This window comes from Kluyvera sp. EC_51, from assembly GCF_019584505.1.
Classification (GTDB): domain Bacteria; phylum Pseudomonadota; class Gammaproteobacteria; order Enterobacterales; family Enterobacteriaceae; genus Kluyvera; species Kluyvera sichuanensis.
Map to the genome: position 1 here is coordinate 142,414 of NZ_VDAG01000010.1, position 16,612 is coordinate 159,025.

Here is a 16,612-nt window from a genome sequence, read left to right on the forward strand (position 1 = left end):
CGGAGAATACTGATGATCTGTTCGTCGGAAAAACGCTTCTTCATGGGGATGTCCTCATGTGGCTTATGAAGACATTACTAACATCGGGGTGTACTAATCAACGGGGAGCAGGTCAGCAGGACGATCCATTTTCTCAAGATTAACGTCCAGATATTTAAGAGTGTTTTCAAGCTTCAGAGCCAGGTCACGATGCGTTTTATTGCTTTCAATGTAATGCGCTAAATCACCTTCTTTGAGTAAGTCGCTCTGGCTGAGCATGATATCGAGACGCAGGCGCACTTCATCAAGCGTCATCGATTCGTCGATAGCGTAAAGACCGACTGATGATTCAAATCGATAGTACTCTGACACCACCTGTGCGGCAGACCATGAGTTGGCGTAGTGCGTCAGACTCTGCAGCTCTTGCTGTTTTTCATGCACCAGGTATGAGACATACCCGGTTGCGATAAAAAGAGAAAATATAATGCCAGCCAGTATTCTGTTCATAATGCTTTTCTGAACCCTTACTCAATACGCATTCTGCTGACCTGCCATGCTGACCTCGAATAATAAACCTGATTATTCAGTTCCGGGATGCTGTCATAAGGATACACAATGAATAATGGGCCTTTGTCACGGATACGCATATATTCTCCGTTGACTTTAACCGCAAGGATAACATTGTATTTTTTGAAATCACTGAGCGGGATAATGGTCGTGTAGTCGTTGAGCGCGGTGACCTTAACGACAGACCCTTTTGCGCCTACATAATCCATCAGCTTTTGCAGTGGTATACCCGTAAAAGTCGTGCGGCCATTATACCAGGGGGTGGTGGTCTGGAAGGTGACGGTGCCCAGTTTCTCGAGGCTAGCGAGATCAAAAACGGCTTTCCCGTCTGCATTTTTATTTTCGATATTCCCGGACAGGGTTAAAAGCACCTTACCAGCGGGTTTGGCGAGTTCACCCGCCCATGCCTGTGTGGCGACTACAAAGCTTAACAACATGACAATTAACCGCATTTTACTCTCACCTCTCTGCCGGATGTTGCAGAAGTATAATTTAGTTATCCTGTCATTTATATATGTTGCTTAATTATTAAAGTAATAATCCTATTTGTTATTTATATGTTGAATATCAATGAGTTACATTGTTTTTGTTTTTTAGGATTGAACGAATAATGTTGATGTCGCTATTTGAAGTAAGAAAAATCTTATGATGGCAGGGCAAAAACAAGGGCTGCTGCTGAGTCAGGTATAATAAACACATACTGTTTCAATGGGTTATTTTCTCGTGCGGCCAGACTCTAAAAAATGCGCTCGTACAGGGTAGCGGTGACTATCCGGGATGTCGTGAGTTATCCCAGACATGACCAATCTTAAGCACGATGAGGCTCTGTTAAGCGGGAGGGAGTCGAGTCTATAATCCAGTTTTTTATATGGGGTTGAAAATATTAATTAAATTCAGTTGGTTATAATGCATTTTAGGCTATTTTATTAATCTCTGTCTTTTTTGTTGTATCTCCTATCTTCGGTTTGTACATTCATGCACACAAACTAAGGAGAATTGCCATGATTTACATTGAGCGTCTTGAATTAATTCATAAAAGTGGTGACGTGCTGTATCCCGTAAAGATAACCAGAAAAGCATCAGGAAAAACCGCCTTCCACCTTGTGCCGTTCGGCCAGGATAAAACGGAGGCCCTTGTTGAGGTGGAAGACCCCGCCGAAGCCATTCGCCTGGTGATGGATAAAAATCATTCTATTCGCTGCAGCACGCTGACCGCCACCATGACGGATAAAAATGGCAGGCGAATTAAGCGAGCGGGTATATACAGCATTAAGGGGAATAACATAAAAGAGTACCACCTTAGGTAATGTCTCCAGACGGCCATTATTATGTTGGAATGTTGTCTGCATCCTTTTCGGATGCGGACACTCCCCATACCTGAATACCGCCAGCCATTGCCTCCTATCCCTTTGCCTCATCTTCCCCCAGTGCCGCAACAATCGCCGCCTCCATTTTCTCAGGCTTAGTAAACGGTGCAAAACGCTTCAACGTTTTGCCATCGCGCCCGATCAGAAACTTGGTAAAGTTCCACTTGATTCGTCCGCCGAACATGCCTGGAAGTTCGTCTTTCAGATAACGAAACACCGGGTGTGCCGCGCCGCCGTTGACGTCGATTTTCTCGAACATCGGGAAGCTCACGCCGTAGTTGATGTGGCAGGTCTGGGCGATGTCGTCGGCGCTGCCGGGTTCCTGCTTGCCAAACTGGTTGCAGGGGAAGCCCAGCACGACCAGGCCTTGAGCTGCATACTTTTTGTAGAGTGCTTCAAGGCCCGTGTACTGTGGTGTGAAGCCACAATGGCTGGCGGTGTTGACTATCACAACCACTTTGCCTGCGTAGTCGTCCATGGCGATAGGTTGCCCTTGCAGGCTGGTGGCGGAGAGTTGATAAAAGGACGTCATGACGGGATCCTTAGCGCTGAGCGAGTGGGGGGCGGGTCGTCAAAGGCCCAACGCATAAATCGTTGAGCCTTGATGATTATTTAACGTACCACACTGACATTTTCCAGTTTTACCGAGCTTTCCGGCTGGTCGCCTACTTGTTGAGTCAAGGGAACGAACAGGTTGAGATCCTGCAGCCAGGCGAGCTTTTCCGCGCTGCTCTTTTGATTGTCCCTGGTGAAATGACACTCGGCGATCAGATATTTACCGCTAAATTCAGGGGCAATGCTGCTCGCGTCTCCCCCTGCCGTGACGTCACAGCGCAATGTTGAGGCAGTAACTTTCTTATCGGCATCAATATCATCCCATTGCGCCTGGTAATGTTGACCCGCTGCTAACGGGAAGTGCAGATCCGTTTGCAGCGAGTTTAGTACTGAGGCGCCGGTGCTAATAGACATGGTGAATTTTAGCTGCAGCTGATTTGCCAGCGTTAAGCGTTGCACCGTCCAGATTCCATAATCCTCAAGCTTGCGGATATATCCATCCGGCTGTGCATCCAACTGGACCTTAATCTTTCCGAGGTCGCTGCTTTGGGTATAGCGAATCTGTTTAAAGCGCGGAAGCGCCCATGGCTTGATCAATGATTGTACCTGGCGCTCGATATTTGCCGAAAGGGGATATTTGTTCAGCCACTGCGGATTATTATTGGTCAGATCCGGCATGGTCGGCCCCATCAACGTGGAAGGCTTTTTGTTTGCGGCGGGAATAAAGAGCCCTTCGGCGGTAAACGTTTTGCCTGCAGGTAACTTGCAGAGCTGCTCGAAGCGTTGCGTCATTTTGGCATCAATGGGGAAGCTGCTCTTACGGCGAACGATATCCGCAGTAATAAGCGAGTCAGTCACGCGACCTTCGCTGTCGAAATTCATGGCCGCCGCGGCAGCGCCCTGATGCGTTTCGCAGTTATAGAGGTAGCGCTCAACTTTTAATACCAGCGGCGCATCATAAGGCGGCTCCCAGGTAATATCGGCGAAGTCATAGCCCATGTTTACCGATAAAATGTCGTCGGTGCGCTTAATGCTATTTACATCAACAAGTGCGGTCATACCGCTCTCTGACGTTGCGGATAATTTTTCCCAGCGAGCGGCTTTTATCGGTAGCTGGCAAACCGTACGGATACTCTCGGCCGTCATCTGCGGGGCGTCCTGCGCCGGTGCATAATGAAGATAGCTATTGCCGTAGAAGCGCGCCTTCGTTAAACCTTCGCTATTAAGCAGATCCTTATACAGAAGCTGCGACTTACCCTGTTTGCAGTCAACGGAGCTCCATTGCTGAGCGGTGTTGCCGTTATCAAAGGTTAACGACACCATAAAATTCACCCGATCGTTAATTCTGGTGATGGACATGGGATTCATGTTGCTGTTGACCAATGCGGGATTATCAGCGGCCTGAACGTAAGAGAAGGGGGCAAGCGTCAGCAAAACAAGAGGGCGAATAAAGGGGCGTACGCGGTTCATACATGTTCCTTCATATATTGATTAAGAGATAAAGATATCGGCATCAAAGGAAAAATGATTAGTTCAATCGGCTAGTTACCTTAGAGATAAACAGCTATCAGGTAAATCGTAAGATGCGGTATTTAAATTATTCGAAGCACTAACGGGAACATCCCTGACTCGCGGTGTGCCAGGCTGACAATGTTGATTATCTGACACGACGTCACATAAGCGCTGCGCAAAAATGGGGAGAACTCAATGATCACATTATGTAAAACCTGCGGCACATCCTATAAAACGAGCGGTTCCCACCCTGCACACTGTTCTATTTGTGAAGATGAACGCCAGTACGTACCTGCAGGTGGGCAGCAATGGGTCGCTTTCGACGCCCATTGCGCTTCGCACACCACCACGTGGAAACAGCATGATAGTGAACTCTTTAGTATTCGCACCGTTCCTGATTTTGCGATTGAACAACGCGCGTTTCTGCTGCGCACCCCGCAAGGCAATATTCTGTGGGACTGTATTGCCACCCTGGACGATGCCACGAAAACGCTTATTGCATCGCTCGGCGGGCTTAAGGCTATTGCCATATCACATCCCCATTACTATACCGCCATGCAGGATTGGGCTGCCGAGTTTGACGCGCCGATATACCTTCATGCCAACGATCGTCAATGGGTGATGCGCGACAGCCCCTGGATTCACTTCTGGGAGGGCGACACGCTGGAACTGACGCAGGACGTCACGGTTATCCGTCTCGGCGGGCACTTTGCCGGCGGTTGCGTGCTGCACTGGGCGCGGGATGAGGGCATCGTGCTTTCCGGCGATATCGTTCAGGTTACCGCCGGGGCGCGGGCCGTCTCCTTTATGTGGAGCTACCCCAATTTACTGCCGCTGCCTGCCGCCACGGTCAGCGATATCACCCAACGTCTGGCGACGGTAAAATTTAAGAAACTCTACGGCGCGTTTGCCGGCAAAGATATTACGCAAAATGCCGATGAAATCGTGCGCCGCTCGGGGGATAAGTATGTCTCCTGCCTGAAATAGCGGGGGAATGATTATGGGTTTTCTGTGAGCCCCTGATGGGGCTTGGCCTGCGCGCTATTGTCGAGCCGCCGGATGGCGGGCACCAGGCTGGCGCAGACGGTGGCAATCACTACCGCCACCGCCGACACCATCAGGACGTTGCTGCTACCGTAGCGCATCGCCAGCGGCCCTGCGACCAGTTCGCCAAACGGGATTGCCACGAAGGAGCCCACGGCGTCATAGGCATAAACCCGCGCCAGCTTGTCCGGGGGAATATGCGTTTGTAATGAATGCGCCCAGGAGACGCCAAACAGGCCAAAGGCAACGCCGGTGACAAAAAAGGCGGCGGTCAGATACGGCGCTGAGGCGAGTTGGCTCAGCATAAAAATAGGTACCGCGCAGAAGATAACTAACATCACGCCAATAAAGAGATCCCGACGCGGACGCCAGCGCAGAGCAAGGAAGGTACCGGTAATCAGCCCCACGCTCTGGGCCGCGACAATCATTCCCCAGTGCGCTCGTCCGAAGGAGGCGTCGGCAATCGCCGGGCCGAGCACCATCACCACGCCGCTAAACGCTGCGTTGACTATCGTAAACTGCACCACGATAGACCACACCCACGCGCGGCTGGCAAACTCTTTCCATCCCGCTTTTAAGTCCTGCAGGATATTGCTTTGTGATTCGCCGCCGCTGATAGCGGTAACCCGGATCATCGCGTATAGCGGTGCCGAGGCGGCAAAGCCAAGCGCATCAATCGCCAGCCCCCAGCCCGGCCCGACAGAGCTGGCAAGGATCCCGCCCAGCGACGCACCAATTACCGTCCCGCTGTAGATGCCCAACTGGATTAAGGCGTTGGCTTCACGCAGATTTTGTGGCGGCACCGTCTGCGGCACCAGTGCGGAGGACGCCGGTAGGGCGATACCCGCCGCCGCGCCGTTCAGCGCACCGAGCAGTGCCAGGCTGAGTACCGAAGCCGAACCGTCGAGCACCGACCAGGCGACAATCGCTTGCGAAAGGGCGGCAACGGCGGAGGAGTAGACCAGCACCCGGCTGCGGGAGTAACGGTCGGCTAACACGCCGCCAAGCAGTAAAAACGCCACGTTAAAGATGGAACGCGAAGCGACGACAATGCCTAAATCGGAGACGGTGCCGCCGATATCCAGCACGGCAAACGCCAGCGCTATCGGGGCGATACCGTTGCCGAGTACGGTCAGCAGTCGCGCGGTGAAAAGATGGCGAAATACGGGGAAGTGGTAAGCACGAACTTTTTTATTATGCGTATTCATTGCGACAATGATTTCTGGTCAGCGGTTCGAGAATAAGAGGCGAGGTCGCAACAGAGTATCGGTAGGTTTGGTAGGGGTAAAGTCGTGCCGATAAAAAAATCCACGCCGGGGCGTGGATTTAGCAGCATTCGGGGTTAATTCAGCCTGACCGGCATCCCGGAGCGCAGCGCCAGTGCCTGGCTTAACACCGTCTGCTGAATATCCGCGGCCGCCAGGGTGGATTTCAGCGCCGCCGGGATCGCACTTGCTGAAGCCGTGCTGGCTCCGGACTCGGACAGCGGGCTGTGCACTTCGATATAGCGTTCGCCGTTCGGTTCAATGTCAGCTTTTATCGGCTGATTCACAAACTCAACCCGGGTACCCACCGGGACCTCGCTAAACAGCGTTTTAAGGTCGTCGGCGCGTAAACGCACGCAGCCGTGGCTGACTCGCAGCCCGATGCCGAAGTTGGCGTTGGTGCCGTGAATCGCAAACTCGTTGCCAATATACATGGCGTACAGCCCCATTGGGTTATCTACGCCCGCGGGAACGACGGCGGGAAGAATATCACCGGCTGCGGCAAATTCGGCGCGTTCGTTGGGCGTTGGCGTCCAGGTTGGCCCGACTTTTTTCTGTTTCACGGAGGTCACCCAGTGCTCTGGCGTATCGTGCCCAATCTGACCGATGCCCACCGGATAGATTTCGACGGTGTTGCTGCCCACCGGGTAGTAATAGAGGCGCATTTCCGCCGTATTAATGATAATCCCTTGATGCACCGTAGCGGGCAAAATGGTCTGCGACGGGAAGGTGAGAACGGTACCGGGCGCCGGGAGATAAACGTCCACGCCGGGGTTGGCGTCGAGGAGATTGCTCATGCCGATATGATGTCGGGCAGCGTAGGTTTCCAGCGGGGCTTTTTGTCCTTGGGGAACCTGCTCATATTCGTTGCTGCCCACCAGGTTTCCACCGGCTTTCGGTAAGGTATAGGTCAGCGCAAAGGCGGGGTGAACGGAGAAAACAACGGCGAGCGATACCAGTAACGTGTTAAGTTTCATTGAGTTGAATTGTACGACAAATATATGTGTCGCTAATTATACCTACCCGCTATCGCCAACTCCATCGTTTTTGGCGCGATAGCGGGGGGACTATCGGGATCTCATTCTAAAGGCGAGCTTTTTTGCAAAACCCTACAGCGGCAGGCTACCACTTCATTTCGCCGGTGTTCACTTTGGCGCTAAGCTCAAGTGAACTTTCATCGGCAAGGCCTGGGTACGCCGCTTTCATCGCGGTAATCACGCCTGCTGAGTTCTTCTGGCTACTGAGTGCCTGCTCAAAGGTATGCAGATAGCGGTTAGTAAAGGCGATGGCTGCATCATTTGCCGGGCGCTCTCCCAGGTAGTGGCCGGGAATGACCTGCTGCGGTTTCAGCGCCTGCATTTCGCTCAGCACCTTCATCCAGCCCTGACGAATCGCTGGGGTCTGTGTATCGGCGGTCCAGACGTGGATGCCGGAGGCAATACCGGTACCGCCCAGAATCGCCTTGTTCGCCGGGATCCAGACATAGGCGGCATAATCGCCCGCGTGCTTCAGCTCCAGAGGTTCGCCGTCAACGGTAAAACGCGTCGCGCTGGTGGCCTGCGGCACGATGATTTCGGTTGGCGTGCCGTCTTTCATCTGCGGCCCCCAGAAGGCCAGCTTGGCATCTTTGGTAGCCTTGATGTGCTCAACCACGGAAGGTGAAGCTACAACCTTAGCCTGCGGGAACGCCTTCACCAGCGGCTCCAGCCCAAAATAGAAATCCGGGTCGCCGGAGGTGATGACGATGGTTTTCAGCGTTTTGCCGCTGTCGCGGATCATCTGCACCAGCTTCTCGCCATCTTTAACGCTGAACTGCGCGTCAAACAGCACCGCCTCTTTCGGGCCTGAAACCAGCGTGGACGAGACCGGGAAAATGCCTTTTTCCTGTGGGTTGTAGACTTCAAGGTGCAGCGGGGCGGCAAACGCGGAGGTGGCTGCCAGCGACAGAACCAGCGTGAGGGATGTTAATTTCATGGCGATGAACTCCGTAAAGGGTGTAAAGCGCATTCTACGGATTTCTGCTTCTGCTAGAATTCCTGAAACAATACATACTGAGTTTCGTAAAACGATCAAATGGAGACGCAATGGACCGGATTATGGCGGCCATCACCTACAACCGCATCTGCGAACTCGGCAGCCTGAGCGCCGCGGCCCGCTCGCTGGGCATCTCTCGCCCGATGGTCAGCCGCTATCTTGATGAGATGGAGAAGTGGGCCGGTTCCCGGCTGATCCACCGTTCCACCCGGCGGTTAACCATCACGCCAGCGGGAGAAAAAACGCTGGAGAAGACGCGGCAGTTGGCGCTGTTATCGCAGGGAATTGAAGGGGAGGCGACCGGCGTTACGCCATCCGGGACGCTACGTATCGCCTGCGCCCATTTTACGGCGACGCATTTGTTGAACCCGATTATCCCGGCATTCCTGAACCGCTACCCGGCGCTTCGCATTGAGGTTGATATCAACAACCATCCGGTGAGTCTGGTGGGGGAGCGTATCGATCTGGCTATACGCATTACCAATCTTCCGGAACCCGGCGCGATTGCCCGCCATCTGGGAACCTGTCGTTCCGTGCTGTGCGCGTCGCCAGGCTATCTTGCGCGCGCAGGCGTGCCGACCACCCTTGATGAACTCGCCCAGCATAACTGCCTGCACTACAGCCGCTTTTCCGGCCAGTCCTGGACCTTCCGCGATGGCGTGAAAGGCGAGGTCTCGGTGGCGGTCAACGGTAACTTCAGCGCGGGAATATCATCGCTGCTGTGCGAGATGGCGGCGGCGGACGTTGGCCTGGCGATGGTGCCCGACATCGAGGCGAGAGCCGGGCTGGAAAGCGGGCGGTTAGTGCGGGTGTTGCCAGAGCTGGAGCCGCAGCCGCTCGGAATATACGGGCTTTACCAGTCCCGGGACCATCAGCATGCGGCGCTGGGGCTGTTTCTTGATGCGGTTAAAGGGTATCTGGCGGCTGGGTAAGTGCGGTTGAGGTACAACGGGGCCTTTCCGGCCCCGTGGCACGGTTAAGCCAACGTTACTGCTCCGCCGCCAGCTCCGGCAGTTCGCTCTGCGGGTGATGTTTTTTACTGAGCGTGAAGTAACCAAATATCAGCGTGATGACCACAATGCTCGCCATAATCAGGAAGATCTCCTGATAACCCACCTTATCAAACAGCTTACCGATAGGCAGCGACAGCACGATGATGCCGATGGAGCTGGCGATATTAAAGCCAATCAGGTACATCGTTGATGAGAGGCGCTTATCAAAGTTTGCGACGCTGAATTTAAACACCGAGATGACGAACAGCGGCACTTCCAGCGCATGCAGCATTTTGATCAGGGAAATAATATAGATATCGGTGAACAACGCTGAGCCCAGAATTCGGCAGGTCATGATGGTGCCACCCAGCAGCAATGCGGATTTAGGCCCGATGCGGTTAATCAGGAACGGAATCAGCGCCATGCCGACGGCCTCCATAAACACCTGTACCGAGTTGAGGTAGCCGTATACGCGCGGAGCCAGTTCAGGATCGTCAAATAAGCTGGCATAAAACACCGGGAACATCTGCTGGTCGTAAATGCTATAGAACGACCAGGTACCGACGACAAAGATAACGAAGAACCAGAACTGCGAATCTTTAAAGATGGTGAGAAAGTCCTTTCGGGTCAGCGCGTCTGGCTCGGGTGAACGTTCTGCCACGGACGTGGGGGCCGGTGAGTCGGTTTTGAACAGTACGTTAATTACCAGGAATATCACCCCCATTACCGACACGCACCAGAAGTTTATATGCGGGTTGATGCTAAAGAAGATACCACCCACAAACGTCCCTGCGGCGTAGCCAAGCGACCCCCAGAAGCGGGCGGTGCCGAATTCAAAGTTGAATTTACGGCTCACTTTTTCGACAAAGCTTTCCACCAGACCGCAACCAGCGAGATAGCCAAGGCCAAAGAAAATGGCGCCCAATACCATGCCAAGTTTGAAGTTGGAGACCAGCAGCGGTTCATAAACATAAATCAGGAACGGGCCGCTGAGGGTGATGACTATCCCCATCATCCAGATAAGGGGTTTGCGGGTACCGAGCTTATCCTGCAGAAAACCGTAGCCCAGCATAAACAGCATGCTGAAAAACTGGTTTACGGCATACAGCATTCCCAGCTCCGTACCGGAGAGGCCTAATTTGCTTTTTAGCCATATGGCGTAAAAAGACCACCACAGCGACCAGGCGGCAAAGAAAAAGAGCAGATACCCGGAGGAATACCGGTATTTATCATTACTGAACGGCATCGTTATTTTCATGTTTTTTCCAATCCAGATTAGGTCATTGTAAGGTGTTGCTGCTGTAACGTGACGCATGCGCGGTATTACGGGGTCATCGTTCTCCGTAGCGAAGGTTGTGACTGAATAAAACAGCTCAGCTGTTGGCCGTCGGGGAACGCGCTTAGCGCTCCACGCTGGGTGGTCGCGAGTGCACCGCAGGCGCTGGCCTGTTCGAGAAGGGAGAACAACGCCGCCGTTGATGTAGGCCAGCCTTCTCCGGCGATCGCCGCCAGCAGCCCGGCCATAAAGGCGTCACCGGCTCCGGTGGTATCGATGCTGTCGACGCGGTAGCCGCTTAACGTCAGCTTGCTGTTCTGCCAGAAAGCGATAGCGCCATTGGCACCACGGGTAATGATTTTCAAGCGTGCGGGAAAATCAGCCAGCCGTTCGCAGGCGATGCTTAAATTGTCGGCCTGTGTTAACCAAAGCAGTTCTTCTTCGGACATCTTCAAAATGTCACTCTGTCGGGCGAACTCGTTAACGAGGTCAAACATCTGCGTCTCATTGCTCCACATCTGCGGACGCAGGTTGATGTCGAAGCTCAGCGTGCCGCCGGCCTGGCGCGTGGCCGCCATCGCCTGGGTGAGAGTAGCGCGGCAGTCAGGGGCGACCAGCGCCAGCGAGCAGAAGTGCAAAATATCGGTGCCAAAGTTGGGCAGGCTCGCCGGGCTGAGGAACTGATCGGCAGACGGATTGACCAGAAACGCAAACTGTCGCTCACCGTCAGCGTCCAGCGACACCAGTACGGTACTGGTGTGCCGCTGTGTATCAAACTCCAGGCTTCCTGTATCCACCTGTGCCGTTACCAGCGTTTGGTGCAGGAAGCGGCCGAAGGCGTCATTGCCTACGCGGCCGATAAAGCCGCTGGCGTGACCGAGGCGAGCGACGCCGATCGCCACATTGAAGGGGGCGCCTCCCGCGCAAGCTTCAAACTGCATATTGTCGCGCGGCAGTAAATCCACCACGGCATCTCCAAGCGTCCAGATTGTCATTATTTATCCCCAAAGCAGTGAGACGGGTGGTTATTGGGCGGCAAGCGGCCAGGCATGCCCGTTATTAAAAATGGCGTGTCCGTTGTGGCTGAATAAGCTCAGCTGGCGATCGTTCGGCTCTGGATAAATGCGGCTGCTGAGGGTGTATTCGCCGTGATTGACGAAGACTTCTACCGAAGAGCTATCGATAAACAAGCGCAGATCCAGCACATCATTGGCGGGCAGTGGGATACTGCGACAGCCAGAGAGGCCATGCTGTGGGTAGCGGCGTTCCAGCACCAGACGCTGTGACTGGGCATCGACGTAGACGCGCAGCCCGTCGCCCAGCGCGATGCCATATTGTTCAGCCTGGCTGCGGGCGATATCGAGGCTCAGTTCGACTTCGATTGCGAGCGCTTGCTCTTCGACCATCAGAGTGCGATTGCGCAGCTCGCTGACCGGCCAGACATGAAGCTCGCCGCGTAGTGATTCCAGCTCTTTGACCGGGTTCATGCGTAGCCGCTGGTTGGCATCAAGCGTCACTTCCCGGGGGAGGGTAAGCATCCCCGCCCAGCCGTCGGCCTGTTCTGGCATCGGCGACTCCCACATCGACAGCCAGCCGATCACCACGCGTCGGCCATCCGGGGTGGTAAATGATTGGGGGGCATAAAAGTCGTGCCCGTGATCCATCTCCTGGAAGGGCTGGGTCACGTGGAACTGGTGGTTGTCCTGCCATTCGCCGACCATATAGCCGCTCTGGAACAGGTTACGGTAATCGTATCCATTAGCGGCGATACCCTGTGGTGAGAACATGAAGACGAGCTTATCGTTCAGCGGGAAGAGGTCCGGGCATTCCCACATATAGCCCATGCTGTCATCGGCCCGACCGAGGGTGCTGGCAAACTGCCAGTGCCGCAGATCCTGAGAACGATAGAGTTGTACTTCGCCCACATCATCGACCCGAGCACCTACCACCATGTACCAGCTCTCTCCCTCTTGCCAGACTTTCGGATCGCGAAAATGGTGAACGCCCTGCGGGGTATCCAGAATCATGCCCTGACGTTCGAAGTGAACCCCGTCGGTGCTGGTGGCCAGACACTGCACCTGATAGAGGTTTTCATCTTTCGCCTCGCCATCGAATTTGTGCCCGGTGTAGATTAAAGCCAGTTTATTGTCGTCAACCACCGCGGAACCGGAAAAACAGCCGTCTTTATCTTCTGGACCTTCTGGTGCGAGTGCTATCGGTAAGTGCTCCCAGTTCACCATATCGCGGCTGCGTGCATGGCCCCAGTGCATTGGTCCCCAGACCGGTTGCCACGGATAGTGCTGATAGAACACATGGTAGTAACCATCGAACCAGGACAGGCCGTTGGGATCGTTCATCCAGCCTGCTGGAGGGGCAAGGTGATAGCGCGGATACCAGCGCGGGTTTACACGGTCTTTCTGCTGGCTTAAGGCCTCGTTGGCTTTGAAAAGTAGTGACGTCATTTGCTTGTCCCTGTAAGTAAGTTGAGCAAAAGATAACGTTAACATTCTCGGTTTTCTCGCAGATTTGATGGTAATATCGATGTTAATCACAAAAGTTAACGTTAACATTTTGCGGGTGTTATCGAGATCGCATTTTCAGATCCCGGCAAAGTACACGCCGTCAAAGGAGAGGGTATGGCATCTTTAAAGGATGTGGCGCAGCGGGCTAACGTCTCGTTAATGACCGTATCGCGAGCGATTAACGAGCCAGAACGACTGCGGCCAGAAACCTATAAAAAGGTGATGGAAGCGGTGGATGCGCTGGGGTATGTCTCCGATCTCTCCGCTAAAAAAATTCGTGGCGCGAAAACCACGGCTAACACCATTGGGGTGTTGGCGCTGGATACCATGACCACGCCATTTTCCGTGGAGATCACGCTCTCTATCGAAGAGACTGCCCGGGCGCATGGCTGGAATAGCTTTGTGGTGAATATGTTCAGCAATGACCAGCCAGAGAAAATGGTGGATCTGCTGCTGGCGCATCGCCCGGACGGTATTATCTACACCGCGATGGGGCTGCGTCAGGTTCCTGTGCCGGAAAAGCTGCATAAGTATCGCTGCGTGCTGGCGAACTGCGAGAGCATCAGCGGCCCTTTTCCTACCTACATTCCCGATGATGAACAGGGGCAATACCTTGGTGTGAAAGCGTTGCTGGCCGCAGGCTATCGTCGGCTGCTGTGCATCCACCTGCCAAAAGGGATTGTGGCGACCGAACGCCGACGGGCGGGAATGGAGAGAGCCTGCCGTGAAGCGGGTGTCGACCCGGATACCATGTTCCACCACTATCTTCCACCGGGCGAGCGCCACCATATTGATGCGGCGGAAATTGCCGGGCATTACCTGAGTGGCGCACGCCCGATGTTTGATGCGGTGGTGTGCGGTAACGACCGCGTGGCGTTTGTTATCTATCAGGTCTTACTGGGGCGAGGGCTGCGCATTCCTCAGGACGTCGCTGTGCTGGGCTATGACAATATGGTGGGCACTGGCGAGCTGTTTTTGCCACCGCTATCGACGGTTCAACTGCCGCACTATGAAATTGGCCGTCTCAGCGCACTGCATCTTATTCAGGGGCTCGATCACCGCGATACTGTGCGGGTGGACAGCCCCTGGCTTTCCCGTGAATCGATATAATTAACCGCTAATCCGCGCCGCGATGAAAAAAGCGCGGATTAGCGGTTGAGCGCTTGGCTTATTTCTTCTCGCTCTCCGGCATCGTTAATCAGCCGAAAGGTGATGGTATTTCCCGTCTCGAGTGACGCCTGAGGCAGCATTTTTAACCCAAAGCGCTGAGTAGAGAAGGGGGGTAGCATCAGGTCAAGCTCGGCGGTGGCCTGGTAGCGGTGGCCGCGTAAGCTCACGCTAATGTCGTTATAGGAGAGAAAATAGCCGCTCGGATTACGGCAGACCAGGGTGAGCGGCGCGTTATCTTCTACCGTACACGAGACGGATTTCCCCGCAGCAGCGATGTTACCGTTCAGGTTTTTGGGGCGGTAAATGAGCTTTAGCTGCGTCTTCATAGACATCAACAGATACTGTTGCTGGGTAAGCCCCGCTTTTACCGCCGGCACCTCATAAAGGTTAATCCAGTACAAACTTTCCCTGTCGGCCGCTAACTTTTTACCGTCGTAGATGATTTTCACTGATTTTACTTCGTCCGCCCGGAGATTAAATATCGGGGGAATAAGGACAAACGGTGCGTCGGGACTTTGGGCAAAATTGTTAATGTCGCCGCTATCAACCCACACCTGCACAAACGCAGGGTAGGCATTAATGTTCATGATGTTGATGCCCTGCGTGTTTTCACCTTCATGAAAAATGACGCGCGTTTTGTCGACCAACATCCCCGCGTGTGCGTTTAACGCCAGTAGCGTGAAAAAAAGCGTAGCGAGTTTACGCATCACTGTACTCTCACCCAGACGTACGCTTTAGCGCTGACTTTGCCTGCGGTGACCGTCTGTCCCGGTATTTTTTTCAATGTGGCGGTCAGCACTGACTGGTAGTTGGTATATCCGGAGGCCGAACTGCCGCTGGCGGATGCACCGTTGAGCACGGAATACCACCCGACGTCGTTACCGCTTGGGCAGCCGGTAGAAGTACAGGCCCCCCAACCAAGGAAATTCATCGCTGTACCGGTCGCGGTGTTGCTTAAGGCGATGCCGACACCGGTGGCGATAGTGGCATCTGTGCCGTAGCCATCGGATAAGAGATAGCTGACGCCGCCGGAGCCATTCACCAGCCCAAGCTTTTGCGCCGCCAAATAACTTTCATACGGCACCTGTAGCCCTAACGCCGTGCCTCCTGATGAGACACCGGACACGGCGGTGTTATCGCACTCAATGGAGACGGTAAAGTTGGACTGCGACGTTCCGCCCCCCTCCAGAGATTGGATGCTAATCGTGGGCAATAGAACTAATGGCGTGACGTTGCGCGCCACGCAGGTAGCCGTATGGGTTAAGGTCGAGATGGGGGCGGTGCCCATGCCCATCGCTATCCAGCGTCCGGTGCCCCAGGTTGAAAAGTTATAGGCCGAATCCGAACCGATGGTATCGGTGGCGATGCCTGGCCCTTTGAAGGTGACGTAACCATTTGGCTGATTACAGGAATAACTTGAGGTTCCCGTGGCTGAGGCCATCCCCGCGTAGGGGTTGCTGGAACTGGTCGCGCCACAATAACGGCTTGCTCCGTTGCCAGGAAGCCCGCTGATACGCATCAGGTCGGCGCGAATGGCGCTGAAATCCTTCACCCGGATCTGTATTTTATTGCCGACAGTGGCGTAGCTGGTGATCGGGTATTGCTGCCAGTAGCGCGTGAAGGGCATACCCGAATTGAGGTGCGTGAGCTTAATGCCGACATAGGGGAAATAGGTCGCGTAATAGTCCGGATTCCCATCATTGGCACCCAGGTCGTAAAAACCGCCTACGCGGTCGTCACCATTGGTGGCAAACACCTCATAGATGCTTCCCACATCACTGGCATCGCATTCGTATAACACCAGATCGCCTGCGCCGCTGCTGCTGTAGCGTGACGCGGTGGTGATGCTGAATACGGTACTGCCCAGCGGCGTTCCCGTTGGCTGGAGATAGTCGCTGGTGATATTGACGTTACCAAGCCCAATCCCCACACCACAGCTATCGCAGCCGGCATCGATCGATGATTTTCGGGTACAGGTTGCCTGTGCGGTGGCGGCAGATAACAGCAGGAGGGCTAAGCCCCAGAATAATGTGCGAAACATGGAATGGTTGATCACCGGCATTCTCCAGGCGTTTTAATAATGGTGTCGTGGCTCTGCTCATCAGCAATGTGATAATGCAAGCGGCAGGATTGCCGATTCCCCCACTGAACGGTCAGGGTGTCTTCCAGTTTGTCATTGCGAACCCAGGCCTGATTGTTCTGCCCAACCGTGCCAACAGGGCGACCGTCGTTGTCGTAAATGCTGGCGCCAATCGGCAGGCTTGCGCGATAGCGAATATCAATGAGCATGGGGTAGCCGTGGATGACGCTAAATTTGACCCGAACCATA

General features: G+C 54.1%; 16 protein-coding genes and 1 pseudogene. 4 read left to right on the top strand and 13 right to left on the bottom strand.

Going from position 1 to position 16,612, the window contains the following annotated elements; all coding sequences use genetic code 11:
• Positions 1 to 114 precede the first annotated feature (114 nt).
• Positions 115 to 486: pseudogene (locus FHC49_RS04235) on the bottom strand (GGDEF-domain containing protein); the annotation flags it as partial.
• A 17-nt stretch (positions 487 to 503) separates the two neighbouring features.
• Positions 504 to 998, bottom strand: coding sequence for a molybdopterin-dependent oxidoreductase (locus tag FHC49_RS04240; RefSeq protein WP_220438880.1), 495 nt, complete (start codon positions 996 to 998; stop codon positions 504 to 506).
• 549 nt (positions 999 to 1,547) lie between these two features.
• On the opposite strand from FHC49_RS04240, the gene FHC49_RS04245 reads away from it, so the two are divergent.
• Positions 1,548 to 1,853: a transposase gene (locus tag FHC49_RS04245; RefSeq protein ID WP_255581094.1), complete on the top strand. Its 306-nt coding sequence runs from the start codon at positions 1,548 to 1,550 to the stop codon at positions 1,851 to 1,853.
• A 94-nt stretch (positions 1,854 to 1,947) separates the two neighbouring features.
• On the opposite strand, the gene FHC49_RS04250 is transcribed toward FHC49_RS04245, so the two are convergent.
• Together FHC49_RS04250 and FHC49_RS04255 are read right to left on the bottom strand one after the other, a co-directional pair.
• The gene (locus tag FHC49_RS04250) at positions 1,948 to 2,445 is read right to left on the bottom strand and encodes a glutathione peroxidase (RefSeq protein ID WP_220438883.1); all 498 of its coding nucleotides are present in this window, start codon (positions 2,443 to 2,445) and stop codon (positions 1,948 to 1,950) included.
• 80 nt (positions 2,446 to 2,525) lie between these two features.
• Positions 2,526 to 3,938, bottom strand: coding sequence for a hypothetical protein (locus FHC49_RS04255; RefSeq protein ID WP_220438885.1), 1,413 nt, complete (start codon positions 3,936 to 3,938; stop codon positions 2,526 to 2,528).
• 237 nt (positions 3,939 to 4,175) lie between these two features.
• On the opposite strand from FHC49_RS04255, the gene FHC49_RS04260 reads away from it, so the two are divergent.
• Entirely contained in the window at positions 4,176 to 4,967 is a 792-nt protein-coding gene (locus tag FHC49_RS04260) for an MBL fold metallo-hydrolase (RefSeq protein ID WP_220438887.1), read from the top strand.
• Positions 4,968 to 4,978: 11 nt separating this feature from the next.
• Here FHC49_RS04260 and FHC49_RS04265 read toward each other — a convergent pair whose 3' ends face one another.
• The 3 genes from FHC49_RS04265 to FHC49_RS04275 form a co-directional block, all read right to left on the bottom strand.
• The gene (locus FHC49_RS04265) at positions 4,979 to 6,232 is read right to left on the bottom strand and encodes an MFS transporter (RefSeq protein ID WP_220438888.1); all 1,254 of its coding nucleotides are present in this window, start codon (positions 6,230 to 6,232) and stop codon (positions 4,979 to 4,981) included.
• Between the two features lie 134 nt (positions 6,233 to 6,366).
• Positions 6,367 to 7,266 carry a L,D-transpeptidase family protein gene (locus tag FHC49_RS04270; protein ID WP_220438890.1) on the bottom strand — a complete coding sequence of 300 codons (900 nt, stop codon included), beginning with the start codon at positions 7,264 to 7,266 and terminating at the stop codon, positions 6,367 to 6,369.
• A gap of 145 nt (positions 7,267 to 7,411) precedes the next feature.
• Positions 7,412 to 8,263, bottom strand: coding sequence for a Vmh family MBL fold metallo-hydrolase (locus FHC49_RS04275; RefSeq protein WP_220438891.1), 852 nt, complete (start codon positions 8,261 to 8,263; stop codon positions 7,412 to 7,414).
• 110 nt (positions 8,264 to 8,373) lie between these two features.
• Here FHC49_RS04275 and FHC49_RS04280 point away from each other — a divergent pair, with 110 nt between their 5' ends.
• Positions 8,374 to 9,255, top strand: coding sequence for a LysR family transcriptional regulator (locus tag FHC49_RS04280; protein ID WP_220438893.1), 882 nt, complete (start codon positions 8,374 to 8,376; stop codon positions 9,253 to 9,255).
• Positions 9,256 to 9,310: 55 nt separating this feature from the next.
• Here FHC49_RS04280 and FHC49_RS04285 read toward each other — a convergent pair whose 3' ends face one another.
• From FHC49_RS04285 to FHC49_RS04295, 3 genes are all read right to left on the bottom strand, one after another.
• On the bottom strand, positions 9,311 to 10,573 hold the full coding sequence (locus FHC49_RS04285; RefSeq protein WP_220438895.1) for an MFS transporter: 1,263 nt from the start codon (positions 10,571 to 10,573) through the stop codon (positions 9,311 to 9,313).
• A gap of 65 nt (positions 10,574 to 10,638) precedes the next feature.
• Positions 10,639 to 11,586, bottom strand: coding sequence for an aminoimidazole riboside kinase (locus FHC49_RS04290; protein ID WP_220438897.1), 948 nt, complete (start codon positions 11,584 to 11,586; stop codon positions 10,639 to 10,641).
• Between the two features lie 30 nt (positions 11,587 to 11,616).
• Complete coding sequence (locus tag FHC49_RS04295) at positions 11,617 to 13,053, bottom strand: glycoside hydrolase family 32 protein (protein ID WP_220438899.1); 1,437 nt, start codon at positions 13,051 to 13,053, stop codon at positions 11,617 to 11,619.
• A 174-nt stretch (positions 13,054 to 13,227) separates the two neighbouring features.
• Between FHC49_RS04295 and FHC49_RS04300 the strand changes: the two genes are divergently transcribed.
• Positions 13,228 to 14,223 carry a LacI family DNA-binding transcriptional regulator gene (locus FHC49_RS04300; RefSeq protein WP_220438901.1) on the top strand — a complete coding sequence of 332 codons (996 nt, stop codon included), beginning with the start codon at positions 13,228 to 13,230 and terminating at the stop codon, positions 14,221 to 14,223.
• Positions 14,224 to 14,261: 38 nt separating this feature from the next.
• On the opposite strand, the gene FHC49_RS04305 is transcribed toward FHC49_RS04300, so the two are convergent.
• Genes FHC49_RS04305 through FHC49_RS04315 form a run of 3 tightly spaced genes read right to left on the bottom strand, consistent with a single transcriptional unit; the run spans position 14,262 to position 16,611 of the window.
• Positions 14,262 to 14,990 (bottom strand): molecular chaperone, encoded by a 729-nt coding sequence (locus FHC49_RS04305; RefSeq protein WP_220438903.1) that lies wholly within the window; start codon positions 14,988 to 14,990, stop codon positions 14,262 to 14,264.
• Positions 14,990 to 16,324, bottom strand: coding sequence for a fimbrial protein (locus tag FHC49_RS04310; protein WP_220438905.1), 1,335 nt, complete (start codon positions 16,322 to 16,324; stop codon positions 14,990 to 14,992). The genes FHC49_RS04305 and FHC49_RS04310 overlap by 1 nt, the downstream gene beginning before the upstream one ends.
• Before the next feature lie 11 nt (positions 16,325 to 16,335).
• Positions 16,336 to 16,611, bottom strand: a complete 276-nt coding sequence (locus FHC49_RS04315) for a FimD/PapC C-terminal domain-containing protein (RefSeq protein ID WP_220438907.1) — start codon at positions 16,609 to 16,611, stop codon at positions 16,336 to 16,338.
• Between the last annotated feature and the right edge of the window lies 1 nt (position 16,612).